The sequence below is a fragment of the Paenarthrobacter sp. NPDC057981 genome, assembly GCF_042886835.1.
Taxonomy (GTDB): Bacteria; Actinomycetota; Actinomycetes; order Actinomycetales; family Micrococcaceae; genus Arthrobacter.
In genome coordinates this window covers 75,489-98,427 of record NZ_JBHVQI010000011.1, presented here as the reverse complement: position 1 = coordinate 98,427, position 22,939 = coordinate 75,489, and the positions used below count along the sequence as shown (strand labels likewise).

Annotated in this window: 20 protein-coding genes, 2 tRNA genes and 1 riboswitch; of the genes, 6 read left to right on the top strand and 16 right to left on the bottom strand. The window is 62.3% G+C overall.

All coding sequences use genetic code 11. From position 1 onward, the window contains the following. Nucleotides 1-31: 31 nt before the first annotated feature. Together ACFVSI_RS12210 and ACFVSI_RS12205 are read right to left on the bottom strand one after the other, a co-directional pair. The gene (locus ACFVSI_RS12210) at nt 32-1,282 is read right to left on the bottom strand and encodes an ROK family transcriptional regulator (protein WP_387823692.1); all 1,251 of its coding nucleotides are present in this window, start codon (nt 1,280-1,282) and stop codon (nt 32-34) included. 170 nt (nt 1,283-1,452) lie between these two features. Further along, nucleotides 1,453-2,580, bottom strand: coding sequence for a methyltransferase (locus ACFVSI_RS12205; RefSeq protein WP_387823690.1), 1,128 nt, complete (start codon nt 2,578-2,580; stop codon nt 1,453-1,455). A 217-nt stretch (nt 2,581-2,797) separates the two neighbouring features. Between ACFVSI_RS12205 and ACFVSI_RS12200 the strand changes: the two genes are divergently transcribed. Further along, a complete protein-coding gene (locus tag ACFVSI_RS12200; RefSeq protein ID WP_387823687.1) occupies nt 2,798-3,175 on the top strand; it encodes a cupin domain-containing protein in 378 nt (125 codons plus the stop codon). Between the two features lie 76 nt (nt 3,176-3,251). On the opposite strand, the gene ACFVSI_RS12195 is transcribed toward ACFVSI_RS12200, so the two are convergent. Next, a tRNA-Ala gene (locus ACFVSI_RS12195) sits at nt 3,252-3,324 on the bottom strand. A gap of 343 nt (nt 3,325-3,667) precedes the next feature. Here ACFVSI_RS12195 and ACFVSI_RS12190 point away from each other — a divergent pair. After that, nucleotides 3,668-4,258, top strand: coding sequence for a ScbR family autoregulator-binding transcription factor (locus ACFVSI_RS12190; RefSeq protein ID WP_387823684.1), 591 nt, complete (start codon nt 3,668-3,670; stop codon nt 4,256-4,258). A gap of 67 nt (nt 4,259-4,325) precedes the next feature. Here the strand turns inward: ACFVSI_RS12190 and ACFVSI_RS12185 are convergent, their stop codons facing one another. Further along, entirely contained in the window at nt 4,326-4,934 is a 609-nt protein-coding gene (locus ACFVSI_RS12185) for a PadR family transcriptional regulator (RefSeq protein WP_387823681.1), read from the bottom strand. Between the two features lie 117 nt (nt 4,935-5,051). Here ACFVSI_RS12185 and ACFVSI_RS12180 point away from each other — a divergent pair, with 117 nt between their 5' ends. From ACFVSI_RS12180 to ACFVSI_RS12170, 3 genes are all read left to right on the top strand, one after another. Continuing rightward, a complete protein-coding gene (locus ACFVSI_RS12180) occupies nt 5,052-6,146 on the top strand; it encodes an aromatic ring-hydroxylating dioxygenase subunit alpha (protein ID WP_387823678.1) in 1,095 nt (364 codons plus the stop codon). Nucleotides 6,147-6,172: 26 nt separating this feature from the next. Then, nucleotides 6,173-7,174 (top strand): PDR/VanB family oxidoreductase, encoded by a 1,002-nt coding sequence (locus ACFVSI_RS12175; protein ID WP_387823675.1) that lies wholly within the window; start codon nt 6,173-6,175, stop codon nt 7,172-7,174. A 136-nt stretch (nt 7,175-7,310) separates the two neighbouring features. Next, on the top strand, nt 7,311-8,630 hold the full coding sequence (locus tag ACFVSI_RS12170; protein WP_387823672.1) for an MFS transporter: 1,320 nt from the start codon (nt 7,311-7,313) through the stop codon (nt 8,628-8,630). A gap of 104 nt (nt 8,631-8,734) precedes the next feature. Here ACFVSI_RS12170 and ACFVSI_RS12165 read toward each other — a convergent pair. From ACFVSI_RS12165 to ACFVSI_RS12110, 12 genes are all read right to left on the bottom strand, one after another. Further along, nucleotides 8,735-8,810, bottom strand: a tRNA-Ala gene (locus ACFVSI_RS12165). Nucleotides 8,811-8,927: 117 nt separating this feature from the next. Beyond that, a complete protein-coding gene (gene rsfS / locus ACFVSI_RS12160; protein WP_387823669.1) occupies nt 8,928-9,332 on the bottom strand; it encodes a ribosome silencing factor in 405 nt (134 codons plus the stop codon). Nucleotides 9,333-9,390: 58 nt separating this feature from the next. Continuing rightward, entirely contained in the window at nt 9,391-10,599 is a 1,209-nt protein-coding gene (locus tag ACFVSI_RS12155; RefSeq protein ID WP_387823666.1) for a hypothetical protein, read from the bottom strand. 9 nt (nt 10,600-10,608) lie between these two features. Beyond that, nucleotides 10,609-11,286, bottom strand: coding sequence for a nicotinate-nucleotide adenylyltransferase (gene nadD, locus ACFVSI_RS12150; RefSeq protein WP_387823778.1), 678 nt, complete (start codon nt 11,284-11,286; stop codon nt 10,609-10,611). Nucleotide 11,287: 1 nt separating this feature from the next. Next, nucleotides 11,288-11,527: a hypothetical protein gene (locus ACFVSI_RS12145; RefSeq protein WP_262275185.1), complete on the bottom strand. Its 240-nt coding sequence runs from the start codon at nt 11,525-11,527 to the stop codon at nt 11,288-11,290. 19 nt (nt 11,528-11,546) lie between these two features. Next, nucleotides 11,547-12,974, bottom strand: coding sequence for a glutamate-5-semialdehyde dehydrogenase (locus ACFVSI_RS12140; RefSeq protein WP_387823663.1), 1,428 nt, complete (start codon nt 12,972-12,974; stop codon nt 11,547-11,549). Continuing rightward, complete coding sequence (gene proB, locus ACFVSI_RS12135) at nt 12,971-14,152, bottom strand: glutamate 5-kinase (RefSeq protein ID WP_387823660.1); 1,182 nt, start codon at nt 14,150-14,152, stop codon at nt 12,971-12,973. Before proB ends, ACFVSI_RS12140 begins: the two co-directional genes overlap by 4 nt. Continuing rightward, complete coding sequence (gene obgE / locus ACFVSI_RS12130; protein ID WP_387823657.1) at nt 14,142-15,728, bottom strand: GTPase ObgE; 1,587 nt, start codon at nt 15,726-15,728, stop codon at nt 14,142-14,144. Before obgE ends, proB begins: the two co-directional genes overlap by 11 nt. Nucleotides 15,729-15,880: 152 nt before the next feature. Further along, nucleotides 15,881-16,144 (bottom strand): 50S ribosomal protein L27, encoded by a 264-nt coding sequence (gene rpmA, locus ACFVSI_RS12125; protein WP_003803426.1) that lies wholly within the window; start codon nt 16,142-16,144, stop codon nt 15,881-15,883. Nucleotides 16,145-16,204: 60 nt separating this feature from the next. Beyond that, the gene (gene rplU, locus ACFVSI_RS12120; RefSeq protein WP_144659108.1) at nt 16,205-16,513 is read right to left on the bottom strand and encodes a 50S ribosomal protein L21; all 309 of its coding nucleotides are present in this window, start codon (nt 16,511-16,513) and stop codon (nt 16,205-16,207) included. A gap of 367 nt (nt 16,514-16,880) precedes the next feature. Further along, complete coding sequence (thiD, locus tag ACFVSI_RS12115) at nt 16,881-18,398, bottom strand: bifunctional hydroxymethylpyrimidine kinase/phosphomethylpyrimidine kinase (protein WP_387823653.1); 1,518 nt, start codon at nt 18,396-18,398, stop codon at nt 16,881-16,883. Beyond that, nucleotides 18,389-18,487, bottom strand: a riboswitch (TPP riboswitch). (Overlaps the previous gene by 10 nt.) A gap of 86 nt (nt 18,488-18,573) precedes the next feature. Next, on the bottom strand, nt 18,574-21,732 hold the full coding sequence (locus ACFVSI_RS12110) for an Rne/Rng family ribonuclease (RefSeq protein ID WP_387823650.1): 3,159 nt from the start codon (nt 21,730-21,732) through the stop codon (nt 18,574-18,576). A 479-nt stretch (nt 21,733-22,211) separates the two neighbouring features. On the opposite strand from ACFVSI_RS12110, the gene ACFVSI_RS12105 reads away from it, so the two are divergent. Next, nucleotides 22,212-22,883 carry a vitamin K epoxide reductase family protein gene (locus tag ACFVSI_RS12105; RefSeq protein WP_387823647.1) on the top strand — a complete coding sequence of 224 codons (672 nt, stop codon included), beginning with the start codon at nt 22,212-22,214 and terminating at the stop codon, nt 22,881-22,883. Nucleotides 22,884-22,939: the final 56 nt, after the last annotated feature.

Below are 22,939 nucleotides of genomic sequence, written 5' to 3'. Positions count from 1 at the left end.
GGTGTTCCAATCACTCAATCGTGCTGCTTGGTCAGCCCTCCAACAGGAGCCGTTGGGCGCGGGGGGCCAGCATATGCTCCAGGACCAGGCAGGCAGCACCAATGGCGCCGACATCTTCACCGACGCCAGTACCCACAACTTCGAGTCCATGGATCATGCGGGCTGCGTTGTTTTCATCCAAGAGACGGGGAACGCGTTCCAGGAAATACGGGGACATGCGGCCCCAGAACGGGCCACCAAAGACAACACGCTCCACGTCCAGCGTGTTCGTCACAACGGACACGGCGCGTGCGACGAGTGTTGCCGACTTGTCCAAGATGCCAATGGCGCGTTCATCGCCGGCGTCGGCCTTGTCGCACAACTCAGCGAAGCGTTCCTGCACTTCAGGGCCGTCTGCCCCATGGCCGTGCCCGTCCAGCACACCTGCGGCTTCGGCCTCAGCAACCAGCACTTGCGGGATACATGAGGATTTGACGCATCCGCGCAGGCCGCAATCACAAGCCGGACCGTTCGGGTCAACGATGATATGGCCTATTTCACCGGCGTTGCCCGACGTTCCGCGGACAACCTCGTCGTTGAGCACGATGCCGCAACCGATACCTGTTCCCATGTACATGAATACGAAGCTACCGGCGCCGCTCGCACCGCCCGCCCACGTCTCGGCCACCGCCGCGCTGGTCACGTCTTTATCCACCAGCGTCTCCAGGCCCGTGGCTTCGGCCAACGCCTCCCGGATCCGCACCCTGTCCCATCCTGTCAGGAGCGGTGGTTCCACCACAGATCCTTCGTCCAGGTCGATCGGGCCAGGGACAGCAACGCCCAGCCCGGCAATCTTCGCCACGTCAACGCCGGACTCTTCAATCAGTGTCCCGACCTGTCCAGCGATGCTGGTGATCACCTCTGCCGGGTCGCCGGCGGGCGTAGCCAAACGGGAATGCTTGACGACGTCCCCCAGCAGGTCGAGGACGACAAAAGTGATGACGGCGGGGTCCAAATGAACTCCAACCGCGTACATTCCCGCCGGGTTCAGGCGCAGGATGGTCCGCGGCTTCCCCGGACCGGAGCCTTCCTTGCCGGCCTCGACGATGAGCTGCTGGTCCAGGAGCCGCCGGGAAATGTTTGAGATCGTTTGCGGTGACAGCCCAACGATCTGCGCCAGCTCCACCCGGCTGAGTCCGCCCGGCGACCGCCGGATCGCCTCGAGAATGACGGTCAGGTTGAAGTCCCCCATACGGGGTAGGTTGGTTCCGCGCCTCGGTGTCGGCTGCCGGATCTCAGTCACTGATGCCCCTAGTCATTCGGAAAATCTTCGTCGAATTTGATCTGTGTCTGCATCGTACGGCACCACTGGTCCCACGGATACGAGCACACGCTGGCACCGATGTCAGGGCTTGGTAACGATGACACTGCATTGTATGTGACCACGCACCTCCGGCGCGTCACGGTTGGCCTTCAGGACTTCCGACTGCGCGTCACCGTGAATTTCGGGTTCCGGCCTTCTTCCACAGTGGGTCCAATGAGCCGTTCGAGCGTGGGCCGGTACTGCAAGTGGCTGTTATACACCGTCCACAGCTCCCCTCCCCGGGCCAGAACGCGCGCGGCCGCCTCGAACATCTTCAGTGCAGCACCGGCGTGTACGCTGGCGCCCAAATGGAAAGGCGGATTCAGCAGGATAAGGTCTGCGCTGCTGGGCGGAAGCGAGGACATGGCATCGTCGTGGAGGACCCTTATACGGCCCGCGAGACCATTCTCCAGGGCGGTGCCCTGGGCCGAGGCGACAGCCGCCGCTGACTGGTCGGTGGCGATGACTTCTGCATGCTCCTGTTGTTTGGCCACCATGGTGGCGAGAATGCCCGTACCGCACCCCAGGTCCACGATGCGCCTCGCCTCGGGCATGCGTTGAAGGAACGTCAGCAGGAAACGGGTTCCGATATCCAGCCTGGCTCCGGAAAAGACAGCACCGTGGGCGCTCACGGTGATGCCGAGTTCAGGCAAGGACTCGACCACGGGAAAAGGCGGCACCTGCACTGCTGTCGCATCCCGGGCAACCAACACGCGGGACTTCTGACGGGCCAGCTGGGGTTGGACCGTCGAAAAGTACTTCGCCAGCACACTGTTCATCCCCACCGACATGTGCTTGACGCGGCCGCCGGCCAGCAGGACGGCACCCGGGGCAGCAAACCGGGCAACGGCGTCGGCGATTTCCTCCAACTCCGACAAGGACTTCGGCAGTTGCAGGAGCACCAGGTCCGACCCCGCCAGAAGCTCCTTCCCGAGCTCATGGGAGCTGTAGCGCCCCGCCGCACCGGCGTCGTTGGCGTTGCGCTCCAGCGCCAGCCTCCCCGTAAAGAGATCCTGATGGACACGGACATGATCGACGCCGAGCCTCGCCAGGGCGCCCAACGTCAGGGCTCCGTAGCGGTCGCCAATGATGACGATCCTGATGTCGGGGGAGCTGAAATCCGAGGCGGTTTCCAGCAAGAGCCTGTCCGTGGCGTCGAAAGCCTGCAAATTGTCAGCTTCAACGTCCGGAAACCTCCTTAAGGCGCCAAAGACGGTCTCCAGCTCCAGCTCCGTCACTATGAGATTCCCGCTTTCCTTGCTTGATCACCAGCCCGGGCCGGCGTATCGACTTTATAGGTGCTTCGGAGGAAGCTTAAGCTTGCATCACGCAAACACTGACCTTCCTGTGGAACCATCTGATGATTCCCAAGGTGGCCGGCATACGTCACGGTGACCCCAGGAGCCAGGCGCCGGGACTGCATGTCATCTGGCTCCCAGTCCTTTGCGAGAAGCCATGAGTGTCAATGTTGTCACGAACCTTGAAGTAAAGTCCCACAACTCCCCCGACGAAACCCGCCGCGCGGACAAAACCGTGGTGGACCTGGTCACTGTGGGAGATTACACCATCGCCCGAATGACCTTTGAACCGGGCTGGTCGTGGGCCGACTGCATCAAGCCGGCCGTGGGAACTGATTCCTGCCAGCTTAGCCACGTCGGGTTCTGCGTTTCCGGTTCCCTGGAAGTGGAGACCAACGACGGCGCGAAGATCAGCATTTCTTCGGGAGCCTCCTACTCCATTCCTCCCGGACACAATGCGCGGGTGGTTGGAGATCAGCCGTTCCAAGGCATCGAATTCGTCAGCGGTGCTGAATTTGCCGAAGCTCTCACCTAAGGGCTTCCACACAAAGGCGACCATGCTGCAAAAAGCAAAAAGACCCCGCTCCGAGGAGCAGGGTCTTTTTCCGAAGTGGAGCTGAGGGGACTCGAACCCCTGACCCCCTGCATGCCATGCAGGTGCGCTACCAGCTGCGCCACAGCCCCGGATTTGCTGACTCCAGGCGGAAGATTTTCTCTTCCCGTCGGAGCAACTCGTCAATACTAACCACAATCCCCGCATAAGAGAAATCGCCGCGAGGTGAGCTCCGCCACGTTCATTGAACATCCGCCGGGAGGCCCGCACGGCCGAGGTGCGTGGATGTCACCACCGCACCTCCCCCCAAAACAGGCCGCGCGGATCCTCCCAGTGGATGCGTTGTAAGAAGTCTAGGATCCAGCCCTTGGAAAACAAAACCGTCCAGTCGGTTTTCAATGGCGACGGTGGTAGCGTAGTGAAGTCTCGACGGCGGCCCACGCTCCGTCGCCCCTATGGTTGAGAGGCTCACCCTTGCCACAGCAACAACGCGCGAAGGAAACCCGGCTGGCTGTCATTGAGGGCGCTGCCACGGTTTTCGCCGCTACGGGCTACGGAAACGCGAGCCTGTCGGACATCATCAGGAATGCCGCGGTAACGAAGGGAGCCCTGTACTTCCACTTCACGTCCAAGCGGGACCTGGCATTGGCAGTCATCGAAGAGCAGCACTCCATTGTTCTGGCAGCAGGGGCGGCCATCCTCGGCTCGGAATCCCCCGCTCTGGACAAAATCATCGGCCTCTGCAGGATGTTCGGGCGGCAATTACTGGATGAGCCAATCGTCCAAGCGGGCATCCGGCTCACTTTTGAAGCCTCGGCATTCGAAGCGGACGTGTCGGGCCGTTACGAGGACTGGATCGGAACGGTTCAGCAGCTCCTCGTAGAAGCCCAAATCCATGGAACAGTGCGGCCGGATCTGGATCCGGCAACCTTCAGCCGGTACCTTGTTGCGTCCTTCACCGGCGTCCAAATGCTGTCGGATGTGCTCACGGGACGCGAAGATGTCCTGGCGAGGATAGAACAGATGTGGGAGTTCATGCTGCCGGCGCTCATGCCTGCGCGGTAGCCTAGCCCGACGGGGCGGCGGATGGGGCGTTCGTAGCCCCGATGGGCAGCCGCACCGGCGGGACCCACTACTGCTTGGAATGCGTGGATTTTTCTGGTTCCGCGAGGGCGTCTATGAGTTTGAGCCCGCGCTTCCCCCATTCAATTTCCGTATCCGCGCGTGCTATGAGGCCTTCATAGGTAAATATCTTGTATTCAATGGTGCGCTGATGGTCAGCCCTGGGAGTTACGGCCAGTCGCTTGTTCAACATCTCATTGGTGCCGGACTTCAACTCCTCGATCATGAGCGCCCACTGGTCGCGACGCATGAGGTGATAGTCAATATGCGCCTGCATATGGTCCCTGGCGGCCTGCGGCTCCACCCATTCAAGGTAGGCGGCCTTCAAATGGACGGGGTCCCGCTCACGCGAGTACTCCAGCGGTGAGTACATCCACTCACGGAAGACATCACGGCCCTCCTCGGTGATCCGATACTGCGTCTTCTTGCCCCGAGGTCCCCACGAAACTTCCTCCGCCGTGAGCAGTCCGCCTTTTTCCATCTTGCGCAGTTCCGGATAGATCTGGGAATCCGGGGCGTGCCATACGAAGCCCACAGAGGATCCGAAGCGTTTCGCGAGGTCATATCCGGTCATTGGCTCAACGGAAAGCAAGGCCAGGATGGCGTGGCGGAGACTCATGAGAAGTTCCTTTCAAGGTCTTGCCAATAACTATATCTATAGATAGTGTGTGACGCACCCCACCATCTATGTCCATAGATAGTGGGGTGCATTTGGAAATTTTGCGAAAGGTCAACGATGACTGTGCTTCAGTCCAGCAGTTCCACCACCAGCAAGGTTCTTGGGCATCCTGTGAATGCCTGGTACGTCGCCGCTTGGGATCACGAAGTGACCCGCAAACCCATGGCACGCCGCATTGCCAACAGGCCACTGGCCCTTTATCGCACCGAGGACGGCAAAGCTGTGGCTCTTGCCGATGCTTGCTGGCATCGGCTGGCTCCGCTCTCCATGGGAAAGGTGGTCGGGAGGGACGAGATCCAGTGTCCCTACCACGGCATCCGGTACAACTCCGCGGGGCGCTGTACTTCCATGCCGGCGCAGGAGACGATCAATCCCTCCGCCACTGTCCCCTCCTTTCCCGTGGTGGAACGGTATCGGTTCGTTTGGGTCTGGTTGGGAGATCCCGGGAAAGCGGACCCGGACCTCGTTCCGGACATGCACCAAATGGACAGCCCTGAATGGGCCGGCGACGGACAACTGATCTACGCTCCGTGCAACTACCAGCTGGTGCTCGACAATCTGATGGACCTCACCCACGAGGAATTCGTCCACTCCTCCAGCATCGGCCAGGAGGAACTGAGCGAGTCGGACTTCGTTGTCACCCATGAGGGCCAGACGGTCACGGTCACCCGTTGGATGCTCGATATAGAGGCACCGCCCTTCTGGCTCAAGAACATGCGGGACAAGTTCCCCGGGTTCACCGGCAGGGTCGACCGGTGGCAGATCATCCGCTACGAGGCACCATCGACAATCCGGATCGACGTCGGTGTCGCCAAGGCGGGTTCCGGCGCCCCCGAAGGGGACCGGAGCCAGGGCGTCAATGGCTACGTGATGAACACCATCAGTCCGGAGACTGACAAGACCTGCCACTACTTTTGGGCCTTCATGCGCAATTACTGCCTCGACAGCCAGCTGATCACCACACAATTGCGCGACGGAGTGGACGGCGTCTTTGCCGAGGACGAGGCCATGCTGACCGCGCAGCAGGAAGCCATCGACGCCAACCCCGACTACGAGTTCTACAGCCTCAACATCGATGCCGGGGGAATGTGGGTGCGCCGGATGATAGAGCGGATGCTTGAGGCCGAGGGCCGCCTGGCCGCTGCCGTCTGAGCACCCGGCTTCGAGGAGAAGAGACAATGGCAGCAAACAACACCGAAGTCTGGCAGTCCGCAAGGGTCGCCGCAGTGGTCGAGGTCGCAACTGGCATCAGGCGGATTGAACTCACCCCATCCATTCCGGTGCCCGCTGAACCGGGATCCCACGTCGACGTTATGGTCGTCGTTGACGGCGCGGAGGAGAAGCGCTCCTATTCAGTGGTGGAGTCCTCCGAGGATAGTGCTCGTCTGGTCATCAGTGTTTTGAAGGCCCCCGCTTCCAGAGGAGGCTCTGTCTTCATGCATATGCTCCAGGAAGGCGACACCCTACGCATAACGCAGCCGCTGCAAAACTTCCCTCTCCGCATCGGGGCGGAGCGATACGTGCTCCTTGCGGGAGGAATCGGCATCACCGCCATCAAGAACATGGCTGAAGTCCTGCGCAGCGTCAAGGCTGATTACACGCTGGTCTACGTCGGCCGGAGCCGCAGGGCAATGGCCTACCTGCAGGATTTGCGGCAGTTGCACGGGGACAGACTCCAGGTTCATGTCGATGACGAAGGCAATGGTCTGGATGTCAGCACCTTGGTGGGCGACCTCGACGCGACGACCGAGCTCTACATGTGTGGTCCGATCCGTCTCATGGACGCCGTGCGACGCGCATGGGGAGAACGCAACCTTTCCTTGCCGAATCTGCGCTACGAGACGTTTGGCAATTCAGGCTGGTACGACCCCGAAGATTTCATCGTCAGCATCCCCCGGCTGGGCGTTGAAGCCACTGTCGGTCGTGGCCGCTCCATGCTTGAAGCACTCGAAGAAGCCGGCGTGGACATGATGTTCGATTGCCGCAAAGGCGAATGCGGACTCTGCGAAGTGCGGATCCTGAACCTCCAAGGCACCCTCGATCACCGCGACGTGTTCTACAGCGAGAGGCAGCAACATGCGACCGAAAAGATGTGCTGCTGTGTTTCCCGCGCCGTCAGCCGTCCTGGTCCAACCAAGACAGCCGGATCCCCGGCTGTACTGACCATCGACGTTTCCTGAACCCAGTTAGCCCGGACATCAGCACCGTCTCGATGCCCTATCCGCTCCACGCCCCGACGGTGGACGGCACGATACGACGAAGTATCTCCAAGAAAGGTTTACCGTGGACGTAAAGAGTGAGATCAAGAACTCACCCATGAGTCGCTTTCAGATAGTGACAGTGACCATCTGCCTCATCCTCATCATGATCGACGGCTTTGACGTCTTGGTCATGTCATTCACAGCCCCGACGCTTTCGGCCGAATGGAAAGTGCCCCCCATCGAATTGGGATACCTCCTCAGCGCCGGGCTGTTCGGCATGTCGGCTGGCTCCATTCTGTTGACGCCCTTGGCAGACAAAATCGGGCGCAGGAACCTGACCCTGGTTGCGCTGTCCATCATTTCAGTTGGCATGATCTTGTCCGTGACGGCGGCAGATGTTCCCCAGCTGATCGCCTACAGGGTCTTCACCGGGCTGGGCATTGGCGGCATGATCGCCAATCTCAGTGTCCTTGTTTCCGAATACTCCTCGGACCGCCGTCGTGGCATGGCCATGGGAATCTTCTCCGCGGGCTACCCGATCGGCGGAGCCGTTGGCGGTGTTATAGCCGGGTCATTGATTGCCACATATGGATGGCGGGCCGCGTTTGCCTTCGGTGCCGTCGTCAGCGTGGCTATGTTGATTGCCACCTGGTTCCTTCTGCCGGAATCGCTCGAATACTTGGCCGAGAAGGGAACCGACCGCTCACTCCCCGCGATCAACAAAATTCTCGGCAGGATGGGCCGCCCCCAGTTGACGGAGCTTCCAGCCGCCCCTTCCCTGCTTGAAAATTCCGAAAATGTCTTCAGGGAAGTCTTCGGGTCCAGGATGTTGGGTAAAACGCTTCTCATGTGGATCGGTTATGCGTTCCTAATTGCAGCCTTCTATTTCGCCAACACGTGGACCCCCAAAATCATGGCCGAAGCAGCAGGTGACAACCAGCTCGGTGTCACCGCCGGAATTCTCGTCAGCACCGGTGGCATCGTCGGTGCCCTCGGCTTCGGCGTTATGTCGACCTGGGTCAAGAGTCGTCTCCTGAACACCCTCTGCTTGATGGTAGCCGGCATCGCCTACATCGCCTTTGCCGGCTCATTCGGCGCCACCGGCCTTGCATTGGCCCTGGCCACACTCGTCGGCATGCTCACCAACGCAGGCGTGGCTGGTTATTACACCATCGTGCCGCCCTTGTATTCGGCGAAGGCACGGGCATCAGGGTTCGGTTGGATGATCGGTGTTGGGCGTCTGGTCTCCATCGTCGCGCCGATCCTGGTCGGATATTTGATTGCCGCCGGAATTCCGCCGGTCACCATCTTCTATCTTTTCGCAGTCCCCTTGTTCCTGTCCGCCCTTTGCTGTGTGGCGCTGGGCAGGGTACTTCGGCGACACGAGTTTACGGACTCCGCGCGTACGGAAGCGGACGAGCCCGCAATGAGCTAACGGGAATGGTCCTGCCAGGCCGCTGGGATAAACGACGGAAATGAAAAAGGAGAGCTACCACATTGGTAGCTCTCCTTTTTATCCTGCTTCCCGCAGGACCACTATGGTGGAGCTGAGGGGACTCGAACCCCTGACCCCCTGCATGCCATGCAGGTGCGCTACCAGCTGCGCCACAGCCCCATATTCTTGCTGCCTCGCACTTGGCCTTTGAGGCCATCCGCGCCGAAGCAACTCAAATATCTTAGAACAGCATTTCCGAAAATTCCAAATCGGGCATATTCGGCATGCGTACTGCTCCTAGGCTTCGGACTCCCCCGCGGCTGTGGTGTTGGCTTGGGCCGCGTCGCCGAGCTCCAGGTCGACCACAGGGCAGTCCTTCCACAGGCGCTCCAAGGCGTAAAACACCCGGTCTTCGGCATGCTGGACGTGGATAACGATGTCTGCGTAGTCCAAGAGGACCCAGCGGCCCTCCGAACGGCCTTCACGGCGGACCGGGCGAAGGTCTTGCTTGAGCAGTTCCTCTTCGATCCCGTCCACAATGGCATTGACCTGTCGTTCGGTCGGGGCGGAGGCAATCAGGAAGACGTCGGTCAATGCCAGACGTTCGCTGACATCAAGAGCGACGATGTCTTCTGCCAGCTTGTCGGCTGCGGCGCGCGCAGCATGACGGGCGAGAGTGATGGATTGTTCGTGTGCAGACAAGGGAACTCCTAGTTGTGGCGCGTGGCCGGGAAATGGCATAAGCCGTGTTGGGGCGGAACTATCCGCTGGTAATCATGATGATGCCGACGATCAGGGCAACCAGACCCAGTGCCAGAACACCGTACTGCAATAAGCGGTTCCGCTGGGCCCTGGCCAGGCCGGCGGTGTTGGCGTCCAGGGGATCCAAGCCGTAGGCGGTGCTGGCAGATACCGGGGGCCTCTGCGCTTCTTCACCGGGCTCAATCCTGGTCGCAGACTTGTTCCTGGCCGATCGGGCTACGGCCTCGGCCCGGGCAAGAACTCCCGCACGGCCACGCGGGGCGCGTTCCTTGGCTGGAGCCGGCGCGGAATCAAGCTTCGGACCGGACGAGGTGACCACCGGAACGAACGTCGTGCTGGGACGCTTCATCACCGGACGTTCAACACCAGGGACCGTGACGAACTCCAGCGGAGTCACCATTGCAAGGTTGTTCGCCGTTGAAGGACCGGCCGATGCGGACGGGGCCTTGCCCTGCCCGGCCTGGTTTGGCCCAGCTTGGTTCTGCTCGGCTAGTTTCTGCTTCGCTGCGGCGCGCTTGTTCAGCACTGCCGCGCGCTCAGCCAAAGCAATCTGCTGCGCCAGGACATCAGGATCAACAGCCAAAGGATCCTGCTCGGCGATATGTTCAAGTTTGGAGGTCTGGTTCTGGACCTGCGCAGCAATCAGTTCGCGGACTGCCAGAGCCTGTTCCACAGACATCCCGGACTCCGCGGGGCCGCTGGGAGCCCCTGAGGGAACAGCCTTTGCCGGTTGGGCGGGCTCTTGCTTCTGCGGAGGGTCTTGGATCGGCGCAGGCTCCTGCTGCTTCGCGGGCGCCTGCTGCTTGCCGCCATCCTTGACCGCGGCCTCGCCCTTGGCGCCGGGCATAGGAACAACCGGGTTCATGGACGTGGCGACTTCTGCCTGAAGCTGCTGAAGCCGAAGCTGGCGACGCGTGGGCGGACCCCCGCCGGACAGCTGCTCTTCCTTGTCGGCGAGCTCTTTGATGGTACGCAGGGCTGCACGGTCGCGCGCCCGGATCTGGGACGAACGTTCCTGTGCTGCAGCGCCCACTGCATCTACCGGAGCATTTGCCGCACGGCGGTTCCGGGCGTTTGGACGCTCGGAACCGGCGGCGGTATCTGCCTGCTGGGGTGCGGCGGCCTCCGACTGGACCTCAGGATTCTCTTCCCGGGCACGACGAAGCTCACGCCTGCTGCGGATGGGTCGCTGTTCCTGGCTGCTCATATTACAAACTCATTCAGTACGTGCTTGGTCGTCTGATCCGGAAAGTGCCGGCGACAGTTCTCCCGGCAACGCGTCCGGGGCGTACAGTCCATACTTGGCGATGTACTGTACAACGCCATCCGGCACCAGATACCACACGGGGTTGCCGGCACCGACACGGATACGGCAATCCGTGGAGGAGATCGCCATGGCCGGAACTTCCAGCAGGCTGACATCGTCAGTCCGCCCGAGGTCGTTCAGCTCGTGCCCGGGCCGGGTCACTCCCACGAAGTGGGCCAGGGACCAGAGTTCGTCCACGTCTTTCCATGACAGGATCTGGGCCAGGGCATCCGCGCCCGTGATGAAGAACAGGTCGGCATCGGGACGCTGGGCCCGAAGATCGCGGAGGGTGTCGATGGTGAACGTCGGGCCAGGCCGGTCCACGTCGACGCGGCTGACCGTAAACCGCGGGTTTGATGCAGTAGCGATCACAGTCATCAGGTACCGGTGCTCAGGTTCGCTGACCAGTTTGTGCGACTTCTGCCACGGCTGACCCGTAGGCACGAAAACGACTTCGTCGAGGTCGAACTTGGCTGCGACTTCACTTGCAGCCACAAGGTGGCCGTGATGGATGGGATCAAAGGTTCCACCCATCACGCCCAGCCGAAGCCTGCGCTCCGACTCCCCGCGAGGTGTTGCGGCAATAATGTTAGTGGCCCTGGCCGTGGGTGTGCTTGTTCGGGTGCTGGCGGTGCGGGTCAGCGTGCTCTTCCACTGCCTCGTGGCGGTTACCCAGGTTGGTGTAAGACAGGGTTACGAACATGAGAACCAGCAGCAGGGCAAACATGGAGACGCCGAAGACCCACGGCTCGGCCCACAACGGGGCGAGTTCCTCGTGGCCGCCTTCTGTCTGGGCGGCAATGGACGTGGCGATCTGCTGAAACAGCATCTTCTCCCCTAGTTGATTCTCAAAGGATTTCGACGGCGGGATTCCCCGCCGTTCCTGGCTTCTGTTCTATGTTACCGCGTTGCTGGCCGCGGACTTGGCCTTCGCCCTGCACGATCCACTTTGTGGTGGTCAATTCGCTCAGGCCCATGGGGCCGCGGGCGTGAAGCTTCTGCGTGGAGATGCCGACCTCGGCACCAAGGCCGAGTTCGCCGCCGTCGGTAAACCGCGTTGATGCATTGACAATCACGGCTGCGGAGTCGATTTCGGCGATGAACCGTTCGGCGTTGGCCAGATTGTTCGTCAAGATGGCCTCAGTGTGTCCGGTGGTCCATTTGCGGATGTGCTTCACCGCGTCATCCAGGCTGTCCACCATGGCTACTGCGAGGTCGAGGTCCATGTATTCAGTGGCCCAGTCGTCGTCGTCAGCGGGAACGGTGTCGACACTGTTGCCAAGCGCGGCAGCAATCCGGTCGTCGACGTGGAGCGTCACTCCGGCTTTCCGCAGGGCGGCCGCAACCGCCGGCAGCGTGGTGGAACCCGAGTGCACCAGCAGCGTCTCCACAGTGTTGCAGACACTGGGACGCTGGGTCTTGGCGTTGAGGAGAATCTCGACAGCCATCTCTTCATTCGCTGATTCGTCGATGAAGATATGGACATTGCCCTCTCCGGTTTCGATGACAGGCACCGAAGAGTTGTTCACGACGGTCTGGATGAGGTCCCGTCCGCCCCGGGGAATGAGGACATCGACCCGACCGCGGGCCCGCATCAGGACGTTGGCACCCTCACGGCCGTACTGGTCAACGGTCTGAACGGCATCGGCGGGAAGTCCCACCGAGTCCAAGGCGTCGCGGAGGATCCGGACCAAGGCCTCATTCGTGTTTGCGGCAGCAGAACCACCGCGGAGAATCACGGCATTGCCGCTCTTAAGGGCCAGGCCGGCAATATCAACGGTGACGTTGGGCCGGGCTTCATAGATGGCGGCGACAACGCCCATGGGAACGTTGACCTGGCGGAGGCGGAGGCCGTTGGGCAGCGTCTGCCCCCGGACCACATTGCCCACAGGATCGGGCAAGCCGGCCAGGTTCTCCAAGGCAGAAACCAAGCCGTCAATGCGCTCCGGAGTCAAGGTAAGGCGGTCAAGAAGGGCGGCGGACGTGCCATTGGAGCGGCCTGCGGCGACATCCTTGGCATTGGCCTCAAGTACTTGCTTACGGTTCTCAAGCAAGGCCGCACCGATGGCACGAAGCGCCCGGTCCTTCCACGCGCGGTTCGCCTGACCAAGGCGGCGGGCAGCCTTGCGTGAACGGTCGGCAATGGCGTGGACTGCAGCCTCAAGCTCTTCCGTTGACAACGGAAGGCGTCCTGCCGCAGGGTTCTCCGGCGCGTGGCCGGCGGTACCGGTAACGTCGGAGATCACGGGGGCGTCAGGGGTCAGCGCTTCAGTCATGCACCCAGTTTAGATGAGCGGGGCCTCTGCAGAAGCACCAGATCGTCAACATGAACAACTTCACGGTCATAGCCCTGCCCCAGGGACTGGCCAAGCTCCTGCGTGCTTCGGCCCAGCATGCGGGGAAGTTCCTGGGATGAGTAGTTCACCAGCCCACGGGCCACGATGCTTCCGTCCAGTGACACCATCTCCACGGGATCACCGGCTTCGAAGTCACCGCTGACCCCGGCGATTCCTGCCGGAAGCAGCGAGCGGTGCCGGTCGCGCACGGCCTTCACGGCGCCGTCGTCGAGAGTCAACCTGCCGTGAACTGTAGCCAGGTGGGCCAGCCACAGAAGGCGGACGGGTTTACGGTTCCCGTTCACGGCAAACCAGGTCCCGACGTCCTCCCCTGCGAGGGCGGCTGCGGCGTTGGCCGTTGAGGTTACCAATGCGTGGATGCCCGAGCCTGCGGCGATGGAGGCGGCCTCGACCTTGGTCATCATGCCACCGGTGCCCACACCGGCCTTGCCGGCCTTGCCGATGGTTACGTCTTCCAGATCCTGGGGGCCCCGGACCAGCGGGATGCGCCGGGCCCCTTGGGCGGGAGGACCGTCGTAGACGGCGTCGACGTCGGAGAGCAGCACGAGCGCGTCGGCGCGGACGAGGTGCGCCACGAGCGCCGCGAGGCGGTCGTTGTCACCAAAGCGGATTTCGTGGGTGGCCACGGTGTCGTTCTCATTGACCACCGGCACGACACCGAGGTTCAGCAACCGGTCCAAGGCACGGAAGGCGTTGGTGTGCTGGGTCCGGCGCATGAGGTCATCGGCTGTCAGCAGAACCTGGCTCACAGTAACCCCGTGGGCGTTGAAGGCCTGCGTGTAGCGTGCCATCAGGAGTCCCTGGCCGACGCTCGCTGCTGCTTGCTGCGTGGCGAGGTCCTTGGGCCGCTTTGCCAAGCCCAAGGGCGCCAACCCGGCGGCAATGGCGCCCGAGGACACCAGGATGATCTCAGTACCTGCGTTTCGCTTACCGGCGAGGGCGTTGACCAGTTGCGTCAGGGATTTCTCGGAGATGCCGCCCTTGATGCTGGTCAAGGAGGAGGACCCCACCTTGACCACGATCCGTTTGGCGTCAGCTATCCCCTGGCGTTCCAGTCCTGCGGCTTCCCCGGGAGCTTCGACGGTCCTAGTCGTCATCACCGGAATCCAGGGTGCTCTCCCTCACTGTCCGCGCACGGCGGCCGCTGACGGATTCAGTCCAAATGCCCGCTTTGCGCTCAGCTTCCAGCTCAGCGCGTGCTGCAGCCTTGGCTTCGCGGCGCTCGATCTGCTCTTCGCGCTTCTGCGAGCGGGTTGGCCGGTCGCCAATGTCGGCGATACGGATGTCGGTGCCTCGGGGCGTTGCCAGCAGTTCGGCACCGGCCATCATGGTGGGCTCCCAGTCGAAGACGACGCCGTCGTCCTCACCGATGACCACGGTATCGCCAGGCTTGGCGCCGACCTTGAACAGCTCAGTCTCAACGCCAAGCTTCGCGAGCCGGTCTGCGAGGTAGCCGATGGCTTCCTCGTTGGTAAAATCAGTCTGCTTTACCCAGCGCACGGGCTTTTCGCCCAGGACGCGGAACAGCGGTTCGAGGTTCTTCTCCTCGCGGCGGATCTTGAAGCCGGATTCGTTGACGGCACGTGGCCGCAGGACCGGGGCAGCCACCTTCGGTGGAGCGGTCTGGACAGCGTCCCGCGCTGCCTTGACGATCTCAGCCATGGCGAAGCCGAGCTGGCGCAGGCCCTCATGGCTGGTCGCCGATACTTCGAAGACGCGGTAACCGCGTGCCTCAAGATCGGGGCGGACGAACTCTGCCATGTCCTTGCCGTCAGGTAGGTCCACCTTGTTCAGGACAACCAGCTTTGGACGCTCATTCAAAGGAACAACTTCACCGTCGACGCCGGCATAGCTCATATCGACGGCGTACTTCTCAAGTTCGGCCTCAATGATGGCGAGGTCGGACAATGGATCGCGGTCCGATTCCAGGGTGCCGCAATCAAGGACGTGGACAAGAGCCGCGCAACGCTCCACGTGGCGCAGGAAGTTGTGGCCAAGGCCCTTGCCTTCGCTGGCACCTTCGATGAGGCCCGGGACATCGGCGATGGTAAAGCGGACATCGCCCGCTTCCACCACGCCGAGGTTGGGAATCAGCGTCGTGAAGGGATAGTCAGCAATCTTCGGGCGCGCGGCGGACATGGCGGCAATAAGGCTGGACTTGCCGGCGGAGGGGAACCCGACAAGTGCGATGTCGGCGATGGACTTCAGCTCCAGAACGATGTCGCTGGAGTCGCCCTCGATGCCGAGCAACGCGAAACCAGGAGCCCGGCGCTTCTGCGATGACAGGGCAGCGTTGCCGAGGCCTCCCTGGCCACCGGCGGCTGCAACGTACTCGGTCCCCTCGCCCACGAGGTCAGCCAGGACTTGGCCGTCTTTGGTTTTGACCACAGTGCCGTCAGGTACCGGAAGAATCAGGGTCTCGCCGTTCTTGCCCCCGCGCCAGTCACCCATGCCCGGGCCACCATTGGTGGCGTGGCGGTGGGGTGCGTGGTGGTAGTCCAGCAAAGTAGTTGTCTGCGCCGAGACGCGGAGGATGACGTCGCCGCCATTGCCACCGTTGCCGCCGTCGGGACCACCGAGCGGCTTGAACTTCTCGCGCTTCACGGAGACACAGCCGTGGCCGCCGGTTCCGCCGGATACGTGCAGTACTACCCGGTCTACAAAGCTCGCCACGTGGATCTCCTCAGTTGCTGTTTCCAGCGTTGTTGCTGTTTCCAGCGCTGTTGCAAAACCAGTGCGCCCGGGGCGCCCTAGTCGATTGTAATGCGGTTAAAAGAACGGTGGAGCGGGCCGTTTGGCCCGCTCCACCGGTTCAGAACTTGTTGTTACTCTGCAGCTGCAGCAGCAACGATGTTCACTACGCGACGGCCGCGGCGAGTACCAAACTCAACCGCACCGGCCTGCAGGGCGAACAGGGTGTCGTCGCCACCGCGGCCGACGCCTGCACCGGGGTGGAAGTGGGTTCCACGCTGGCGGACGATGATCTCGCCGGCGGAAACTACCTGACCACCGAAGCGCTTGACGCCCAGGTACTGTGCGTTGGAATCACGACCGTTGCGAGTGGAACTCGCGCCTTTTTTGTGTGCCATGTGAAATGCCTGCCTCTAAATTTCTGGGGAAACTGAAAATCTGAACAGCGGTAACGAAAGTTACGCGATGCTGGTGATCTTGATCTTGGTCAGTTCCTGACGGTGACCCTGACGCTTCTTGTAGCCGGTCTTGTTCTTGAACTTCTGGATGACGATCTTCGGACCACGGAGGTCTTCGAGGATTTCAGCCGTGACCTTGACGTTGGCCAGTTCCGCAGCAGCGGAGGTGACCTTGTCGCCGTCAACCAGGAGCAAGGCGGGCAGCTCAAGTGTGCTGCCGGCTCCACCGGGGACGCGGTTCAGCGTTACGTAGTCTCCAACGGAAACTTTTTCTTGGCGGCCGCCTGCGCGGACAATCGCGTACACCACTTGGGTACTCACTTCTCTCGACGTTTATAACTAAATTTGCGTGCGGAACCCTGAACCGGAAATCAGGCTGGGTTCGCGCTGTGCCTCAACGCCGTGGACTCCTGATCGAAGCCCGCGAGTCATCCCATGAACAATTCCACGGGGCATAACCCAAGTGTTGGCGTAAGCACCGAAGATCAAGATTACGCTAGTTTGACCCTCAGCTGCAAATGAGGCCGGGTCCGGAGGCTGCCACGTGACTTGCGTCACGAGTCGTAACGGACTCTCCCGGCACCGTGCCCATACAGCCTACAGGGTTCGGCAACGAATCACGCGATCCGGCGCGCGGAGGAAGCCGGCTTTGCTGCCCGACCGACGGATGGTGCCCCTAGGCGTGAAGCCTGGGAGCGTCAAAGAACGCGGTCTCATAGCGGCAGGACTGCCTGAAGGCCTCCAGCATGTCCGCACGCTCACGGCCAGAGGCCGTGACTGCTGCGGCGTCCGTGAAAGATATAGCCTCCCTGGTGGCAGCGGCGAAAGCTTCGTCTGCATACGTCCTCAGCCATTCCGCGTAAGGGTGGGCGGCTGACGCCCCTGCCTCCACAAAGGCGGCATGGAGCTTCTGCCCCACTTCCGCGTACAACCAGTAGCAAGGCAGGATCGCGGCCAGAACCACTGCATAGCTGCCCGACGTCGAGGCGGCCAGCAGGTGGTCCACGTAGGCTTTGGTCACCGGTCCTGTCACGCCCGAGGCCTCACGGGTACTCAGCCAGTTCCTGTGCAGTTCCGATTCCACTTCCAGGCACTGCTGTGAGCCCTTGGCCCAGAACAGTTGTTCATCTTCAGTCGGCGCCAAGGCACCTGCCCGGGCCAGCACCCTGGAATAGCCATTCAAATAGATGGCGTCTTGGGCCAGGTAGTAGCTGAACGCCGTCTCCGGCAACTGCCCGGACTGCAGTTCCTGGATGAAGTTCAGCTCGTGGATTCTTTCAAGCTCGGGAACGGCTTCTTTCCACAAAGTGGCAGCGAACCCGCCGGTGTGGAGTTTGCGCTGGTGGTGGAAGTGGTCCACTGGCCCGCTGCCTCGGCCCACCTCCAGCTCAGCTGACCCCCTCAGCGCTTGGAGCAGCCAGGGCTTTACCTCGCGCAACGACGCTTCCCAGTCACCCGTACGCACCTGGACTGTGGCCAGCGCTGACGACAACGAGCACCCAGTGCCATGGCTGTTCTTTGTCGAAATCCGGGGACCGGCTACCTCGACGACATCCTGCTGCAGCAAGCCACCTGTGTTGATCAACGCGTCCGGACATTCCGAGCCAGCCAGGTGACCGCCCTTGACCAGCACGGTGTTTCCGCATTCCGCGGCCAAGCGTTTGCCCTGCTCCAGAGCCGAGGCCCAATCGGCCGCCTCCGCCTCGCCCAACAATATGGCAAGCTCCGGCAGGTTGGGCGTGACAAGGTCGGCCAACGGCAGCAAGGAACGAAGAGCATCGCCGGCCGACTCCGTCAGGAGGCGGTCACCGCTGGTGGCCACCATCACCGGGTCAAGAACGACGACGGCGGGGCGCACCTCCTCGAGCCAGCTGCGGACCTCGTTGATCACCTCGGCGTCCCCCAGCATCCCGATCTTGACGGCATCGATGGCGATATCGCTGCTGATCGCGGTCAACTGTTGCCGCAGGAATTCCACCGGGGGTACGTGCACCGCACTGACACCCTGGGTGTTCTGTGCAGTCAGGGCAGTGATGGCAGCCATTCCGTATCCGCCGTGGGCGGCGATGCTCTTCAGGTCTGCCTGGATTCCTGCCCCTCCGGAGGGATCGGAGCCTGCGATGCTCAGTACCCGCGGGGTCTGCGTGTGCTCCGCCACTAACGGGTACACAGAGGAATATGACAACTCAGCCATGAGGACATCCCTTCGCCGGTGCTAACCGGACAGGTTCAACGGGTCTGGATCTCAGCCCGGCCCAACGCCTGGCACCCCGTGTCAGTCCCCCAGCCTAACGCACCGAAAAAGGCAAGGGCCCCGCAATGCCCGCTCCTGGCGGATATTACAGGGCCCTCGAAACCGCGGACGTCGATCAGAGCTCGGAAGCCGGCACGCCGACACCCAGGATGATGGGTTCCTCCGAAGCTGGTTTCCGGACCGGTTCTGCCGGCGCCTTGGACTCGTGCGCCGATCCCTGGGCAGCTGTGGCCGATTCCTCATGGTGCTCAACACTGGTCTCATTGGCCGCACCTTGTGCCCTGCTGGCACTGCGGTTCCGGCGACCTCGGCGACCCCTCGAAGCCGCAGGAGCTTCCTCCGACACAGGAACCTGTGCAGCGGCTTCCGGGGCTGCAGGAGCCTTGAGGTCCGCTGCACTCTCCGAAGGGCCCTCGTCCTCGGCGGACGGAGCGGCACCGAGGTGCGAGAACGCCTCGGCCAAACGGTCCAGGCTCATGGCAGGCTTGGACGTCTGCGGCTCGTCATGGTGTTCAACGAATGGCAGCGCAACCTCTTCGCCGCCGAAGCGCAGCACCGGGGTGGAGCGGGCTTCACGGACGGCGGCATCGTGGGCCTCAGTGGCCTGGTCCGTCGGAGCATGCTCTGCCGCGGGAGGAACGGAGCCTGCGCCGGCCTCGTGCTGTCCTGCAGCCCGTGCAAGCTCTTCGGCCTTGTGGATTTCGTCATCGTGCAGGTGGGCTGCATGGGCTGCGGCGGCAATCGTCGCCAGCGCTGCACGGGTCGCTTCAGCTTTTGCCTGGCGCGCAGGGTCCTGTGGTTCCGGGTGGGCCGCCGGTGCAGCCGGAGCTGAGGGCGCCGAATGGACCTGGGCGGGTGCTTCGGCTGCCCCCTGCGCTCCTCCCTTGCCGCGACGACGCTTGCGTTCCGTGCGTGCGGTGGGCTGTTGCGCCTCGGTGTTGGGACGGTGCTGCTCGACAGCCGCCACGTTGGCACGACGATGCTCCACGGGCTCGTCGTGTGTCACCACACCGCGCCCTGCGCAATGCTCACATTGTTCACCGAAGACCTCAAGGAGGCCGGTACCCATGCGCTTGCGCGTCATCTGCACCAAACCGAGCGAGGTCACTTCAGCAACCTGGTGCTTGGTACGGTCGCGCCCCAAGCATTCGACCAGGCGCCGCAGCACAAGATCGCGGTTGGATTCCAGGACCATGTCGATGAAGTCGATGACAATAATGCCGCCAATATCACGCAGGCGGAGTTGCCGGACTACTTCCTCGGCAGCTTCAAGGTTGTTCTTGGTGACGGTCTCTTCCAGGTTGCCGCCGCTGCCGGTGAACTTACCGGTGTTGACGTCCACCACGGTCATGGCCTCGGTGCGGTCGATCACCAGCGAACCACCGGAGGGCAGGAAGACCTTGCGTTCGAGTGCCTTGTGGATCTGCTCATCGATGCGCCAAGCGGAGAAGATGTCCTGGTCCTTGGTCCACTTTTCGAGCCGGCCCACCAGATCGGGAGCAACGTAGGTGACGTAGGCCTCTATGGTGTCCCAGGCATCGTCACCGGAGACGATCAGCTTGGAGAAGTCCTCGTTGAAGACGTCACGGACCACCTTGATGGTGAGGTCCGGCTCGCCGTAGAGCAGTTCCGGTGCCAGCACCTTGGTGGAGGAAGCCTGCCCTTCAATGCCCTCCCACTGCGCGCGCAGTCGGTTGATGTCGTGGGTCAGTTCTTCTTCCGACGCACCTTCAGCGGCGGTGCGGACAATGACGCCGGCGTTTTCCGGCAGTCGGTCCTTGAGGATCCGCTTGAGGCGGTTGCGTTCGACGTCGGGCAGCTTGCGGGAGATGCCGGTCATGGATCCACCGGGCACGTACACCAGGTAGCGGCCCGGGAGGGAAATCTGGCTTGTGAGGCGGGCGCCCTTGTGGCCCACGGGGTCCTTGGTGACCTGGACCAGGACCGAGTCCCCCGACTTCAGTGCGTTCTCGATCCGGCGCGGCTGGCCTTCAAGGTTGACCGCGTCCCAGTTCACTTCACCGGCGTAGAGCACCGCGTTGCGGCCGCGTCCGATATCCACGAAGGCAGCTTCCATTGAGGGCAGGACGTTCTGGACCTTGCCCAGGTACACGTTGCCGATCAGGGAGTCCTGCTGCGTCTTGGACACAAAGTGCTCAGCCAGCACGCCGTCCTCAAGGACGCCGATCTGGATTCTGTCGTCGCGCTGGCGGACGATCATCTGCCGGTCCACCGACTCGCGGCGCGCCAGGAACTCCGCTTCCGTGATGACCTGGCGGCGGCGTCCTGTCTCGCGGGACTCGCGACGACGCTGCTTCTTCGCCTCAAGCCGCGTGGAGCCCTTGACGCTGGCTACGCGGTTGGAGGGGGCAGTTTCCGTGATGGGGCGCGGTGCGCGGACACGGGTGACCGTGTTGGGCGGATCATCGTCCGAACCGCCGGTCAGTTCAAGGTCCTGGTCCCCACGGCGGCGCCTGCGACGACGACGCGAGGTAACGCCGTCTTCCAGGGCTTCAGCTGCCGGAGCCTCGTCGTCCCCGGAGTCAGTGCCGTCTTCTGTGTCATTCTCGCGCTCGGTCCCGCGGCGGCCACGGCGGCCACGGCTGCGGCGGCGCCGACGACTGCCACCCTCATCCAGCTCACCTTCAGCGCCGGTTTCGGCGTCGTCTTCAGCCTCGTCATCTTTCTCTTCCACAGCTGCGGCGCGCGGAACGGTGGTCAGGTCCGGAGCCTGGAAAATCATGGAGGTAATGGAAACGGGCTCCATGAACAAGGATGTTGCAACGGGAGCTGCTTCTTCGACAGGTTCAGCGTCTTCCGCGGCCGGCTCTTCCGCAGCAGCAGGCACCTCCGGCTGGGAGCCGGCGTCCGGCGTCGTGGTTTCTGCCGCAGGTTCTTCGACAGCTTCCGTCACAACCGGCGCCTCTTCCGCTTCTACCTTCGGCTTGGCAGCACGACGACGGCGGACCGGCTTTTCGGGGGCGGCTTCCACGATTGCTTCGGGCTGGCTTTCGTCAGCGGCTTCCTGCCCGACGGCGGTTTCCTCACCGAGTCCGGGCAGCGGCTCGGCCGGCTCCACCTTTTTGCGGGCCCGGGTCCGGCGTACGGGCTTGTCCGTGGCTTCGGGGGCAGGCGTCTCAGCTGCAGGGGTTTCTACTGCATCGGCTGCTTTAGGCGCAGCCTTCCGCCGGGTGCGGGTGGTTTTCTTCGGCGCTTCCGCGTTTTCCGCGGCGGCTGCCTCATCATTAACGGCTACAACCTGGTCATTATCCATATGTGGCAACACTCCTGCCCCAGCGACGCCGCCACATCCGGCGCCCAGTGGGGCACATATTGTCAAAACCCGCAGGCGTTGACAGAAGTCGATAGTATGCCTTCCGGTTCGCACCATCCTTGGGGTGCGGCAGCCCTGGAAGACCGGTGGCTCAGCTCTGAAACCCGTTGTTCTGCTGCCACAACCAGGTGCCGTCCATTGTCATGGCGGGCCTACCGAGGATCGACGTGATCCGGGCATGCCCAGCTCATGCTGGCGGTCTTGGGAACAAGTCACCGGACCGGAATCCGAATGTGGGTCGGCTTCCAGCCATGTTCATTCTCTCACACCCATACGACTTTGCCCGCTAGGGCGATGTGTCGGCCAGGCTAAGCGGGGTCGGGAAAAACTGGGCGTCGCGCCCAGCCTCCGGCGTTACAATCCTCCCAAGAGCACTTCCCGGCCTGCCGGGCACACTGTCGAAAAGGATCAGATCCGCGATGCCGAGCACCGCCAGGGAGAACCTGGCCAAGAAAGCCTCCCCCAGCGTGGAGGAACCGTCCACCCAGCAGGAAATGTTGCCAAGGGCCGTACGCAACAAGCCGTTCGCGTGGCTGCTGCTGGTTACCGGAGTCATTGGATGGCTGGCGTCGGGCGCCTTGGTCCTGGAGAAGCTCCAAGTGCTCCAGGATCCGAACCACATCACTGCGTGTGATGTGAACCCGTGGGTTTCCTGCGGAACCGTGATGAAGACGTGGCAGAGCTCACTCTTCGGGTTCCCCAACATGTTCATCGGCATTGTTGCCTTCGCCGTCATCATCACTACCGCCGTGGGATTGCTCTCAGGGGCGCGCTTCTCACGCGGCTACTGGTTGGGGCTCCAGGCAGGCGTAACGCTGGGCTTTGCCTTCGTCGTCTGGCTCTGGTCGCAAGCCCTCTATGTCATCAACGTGCTCTGCCCGTTCTGCATGATCGTATGGGCTGTCATGATTCCCATGTTCGTCTGGGTGACCATCCGCAACATCGCCCACGGGGTCATTAAAGCACCGCCGTCCCTGGCCAAGTTGCTCGGCGACTCCGGGTGGATCATCGTGGTGCTGCTGTACATCGCAGTCATCGCCACCATCTTCTTCGCTTTCATCCACGTGTTCGCCGGGACGTCGGGCTACTAAAGCCACGCCGCCAAAGGAAAGGTCCCGTGTTCAAACGAACACGGGACCTTTCGACT

What these genes read in the sequence shown, in the direction of transcription:
- ACFVSI_RS12200 (WP_387823687.1), top strand. Translation starts at nt 2,798, where the DNA reads ATGAGTGTCAATGTTGTCACGAACCTTGAAGTAAAGTCCCACAACTCC.
- ACFVSI_RS12170 (WP_387823672.1), top strand. Translation starts at nt 7,311, where the DNA reads ATGAGTCGCTTTCAGATAGTGACAGTGACCATCTGCCTCATCCTCATC.
- thiD (WP_387823653.1), bottom strand. Translation starts at nt 18,398, where the DNA reads ATGGCTGAGTTGTCATATTCCTCTGTGTACCCGTTAGTGGCGGAGCAC.
- ACFVSI_RS12175 (WP_387823675.1), top strand. Translation starts at nt 6,173, where the DNA reads ATGGCAGCAAACAACACCGAAGTCTGGCAGTCCGCAAGGGTCGCCGCA.
- rpmA (WP_003803426.1), bottom strand. Translation starts at nt 16,144, where the DNA reads ATGGCACACAAAAAAGGCGCGAGTTCCACTCGCAACGGTCGTGATTCC.
- ACFVSI_RS12105 (WP_387823647.1), top strand. Translation starts at nt 22,212, where the DNA reads ATGCCGAGCACCGCCAGGGAGAACCTGGCCAAGAAAGCCTCCCCCAGC.
- ACFVSI_RS12180 (WP_387823678.1), top strand. Translation starts at nt 5,052, where the DNA reads ATGACTGTGCTTCAGTCCAGCAGTTCCACCACCAGCAAGGTTCTTGGG.
- ACFVSI_RS12140 (WP_387823663.1), bottom strand. Translation starts at nt 12,974, where the DNA reads ATGACTGAAGCGCTGACCCCTGACGCCCCCGTGATCTCCGACGTTACC.
- proB (WP_387823660.1), bottom strand. Translation starts at nt 14,152, where the DNA reads ATGACGACTAGGACCGTCGAAGCTCCCGGGGAAGCCGCAGGACTGGAA.
- ACFVSI_RS12110 (WP_387823650.1), bottom strand. Translation starts at nt 21,732, where the DNA reads ATGGATAATGACCAGGTTGTAGCCGTTAATGATGAGGCAGCCGCCGCG.
- ACFVSI_RS12185 (WP_387823681.1), bottom strand. Translation starts at nt 4,934, where the DNA reads ATGAGTCTCCGCCACGCCATCCTGGCCTTGCTTTCCGTTGAGCCAATG.
- ACFVSI_RS12145 (WP_262275185.1), bottom strand. Translation starts at nt 11,527, where the DNA reads ATGCTGTTTCAGCAGATCGCCACGTCCATTGCCGCCCAGACAGAAGGC.
- ACFVSI_RS12155 (WP_387823666.1), bottom strand. Translation starts at nt 10,599, where the DNA reads ATGAGCAGCCAGGAACAGCGACCCATCCGCAGCAGGCGTGAGCTTCGT.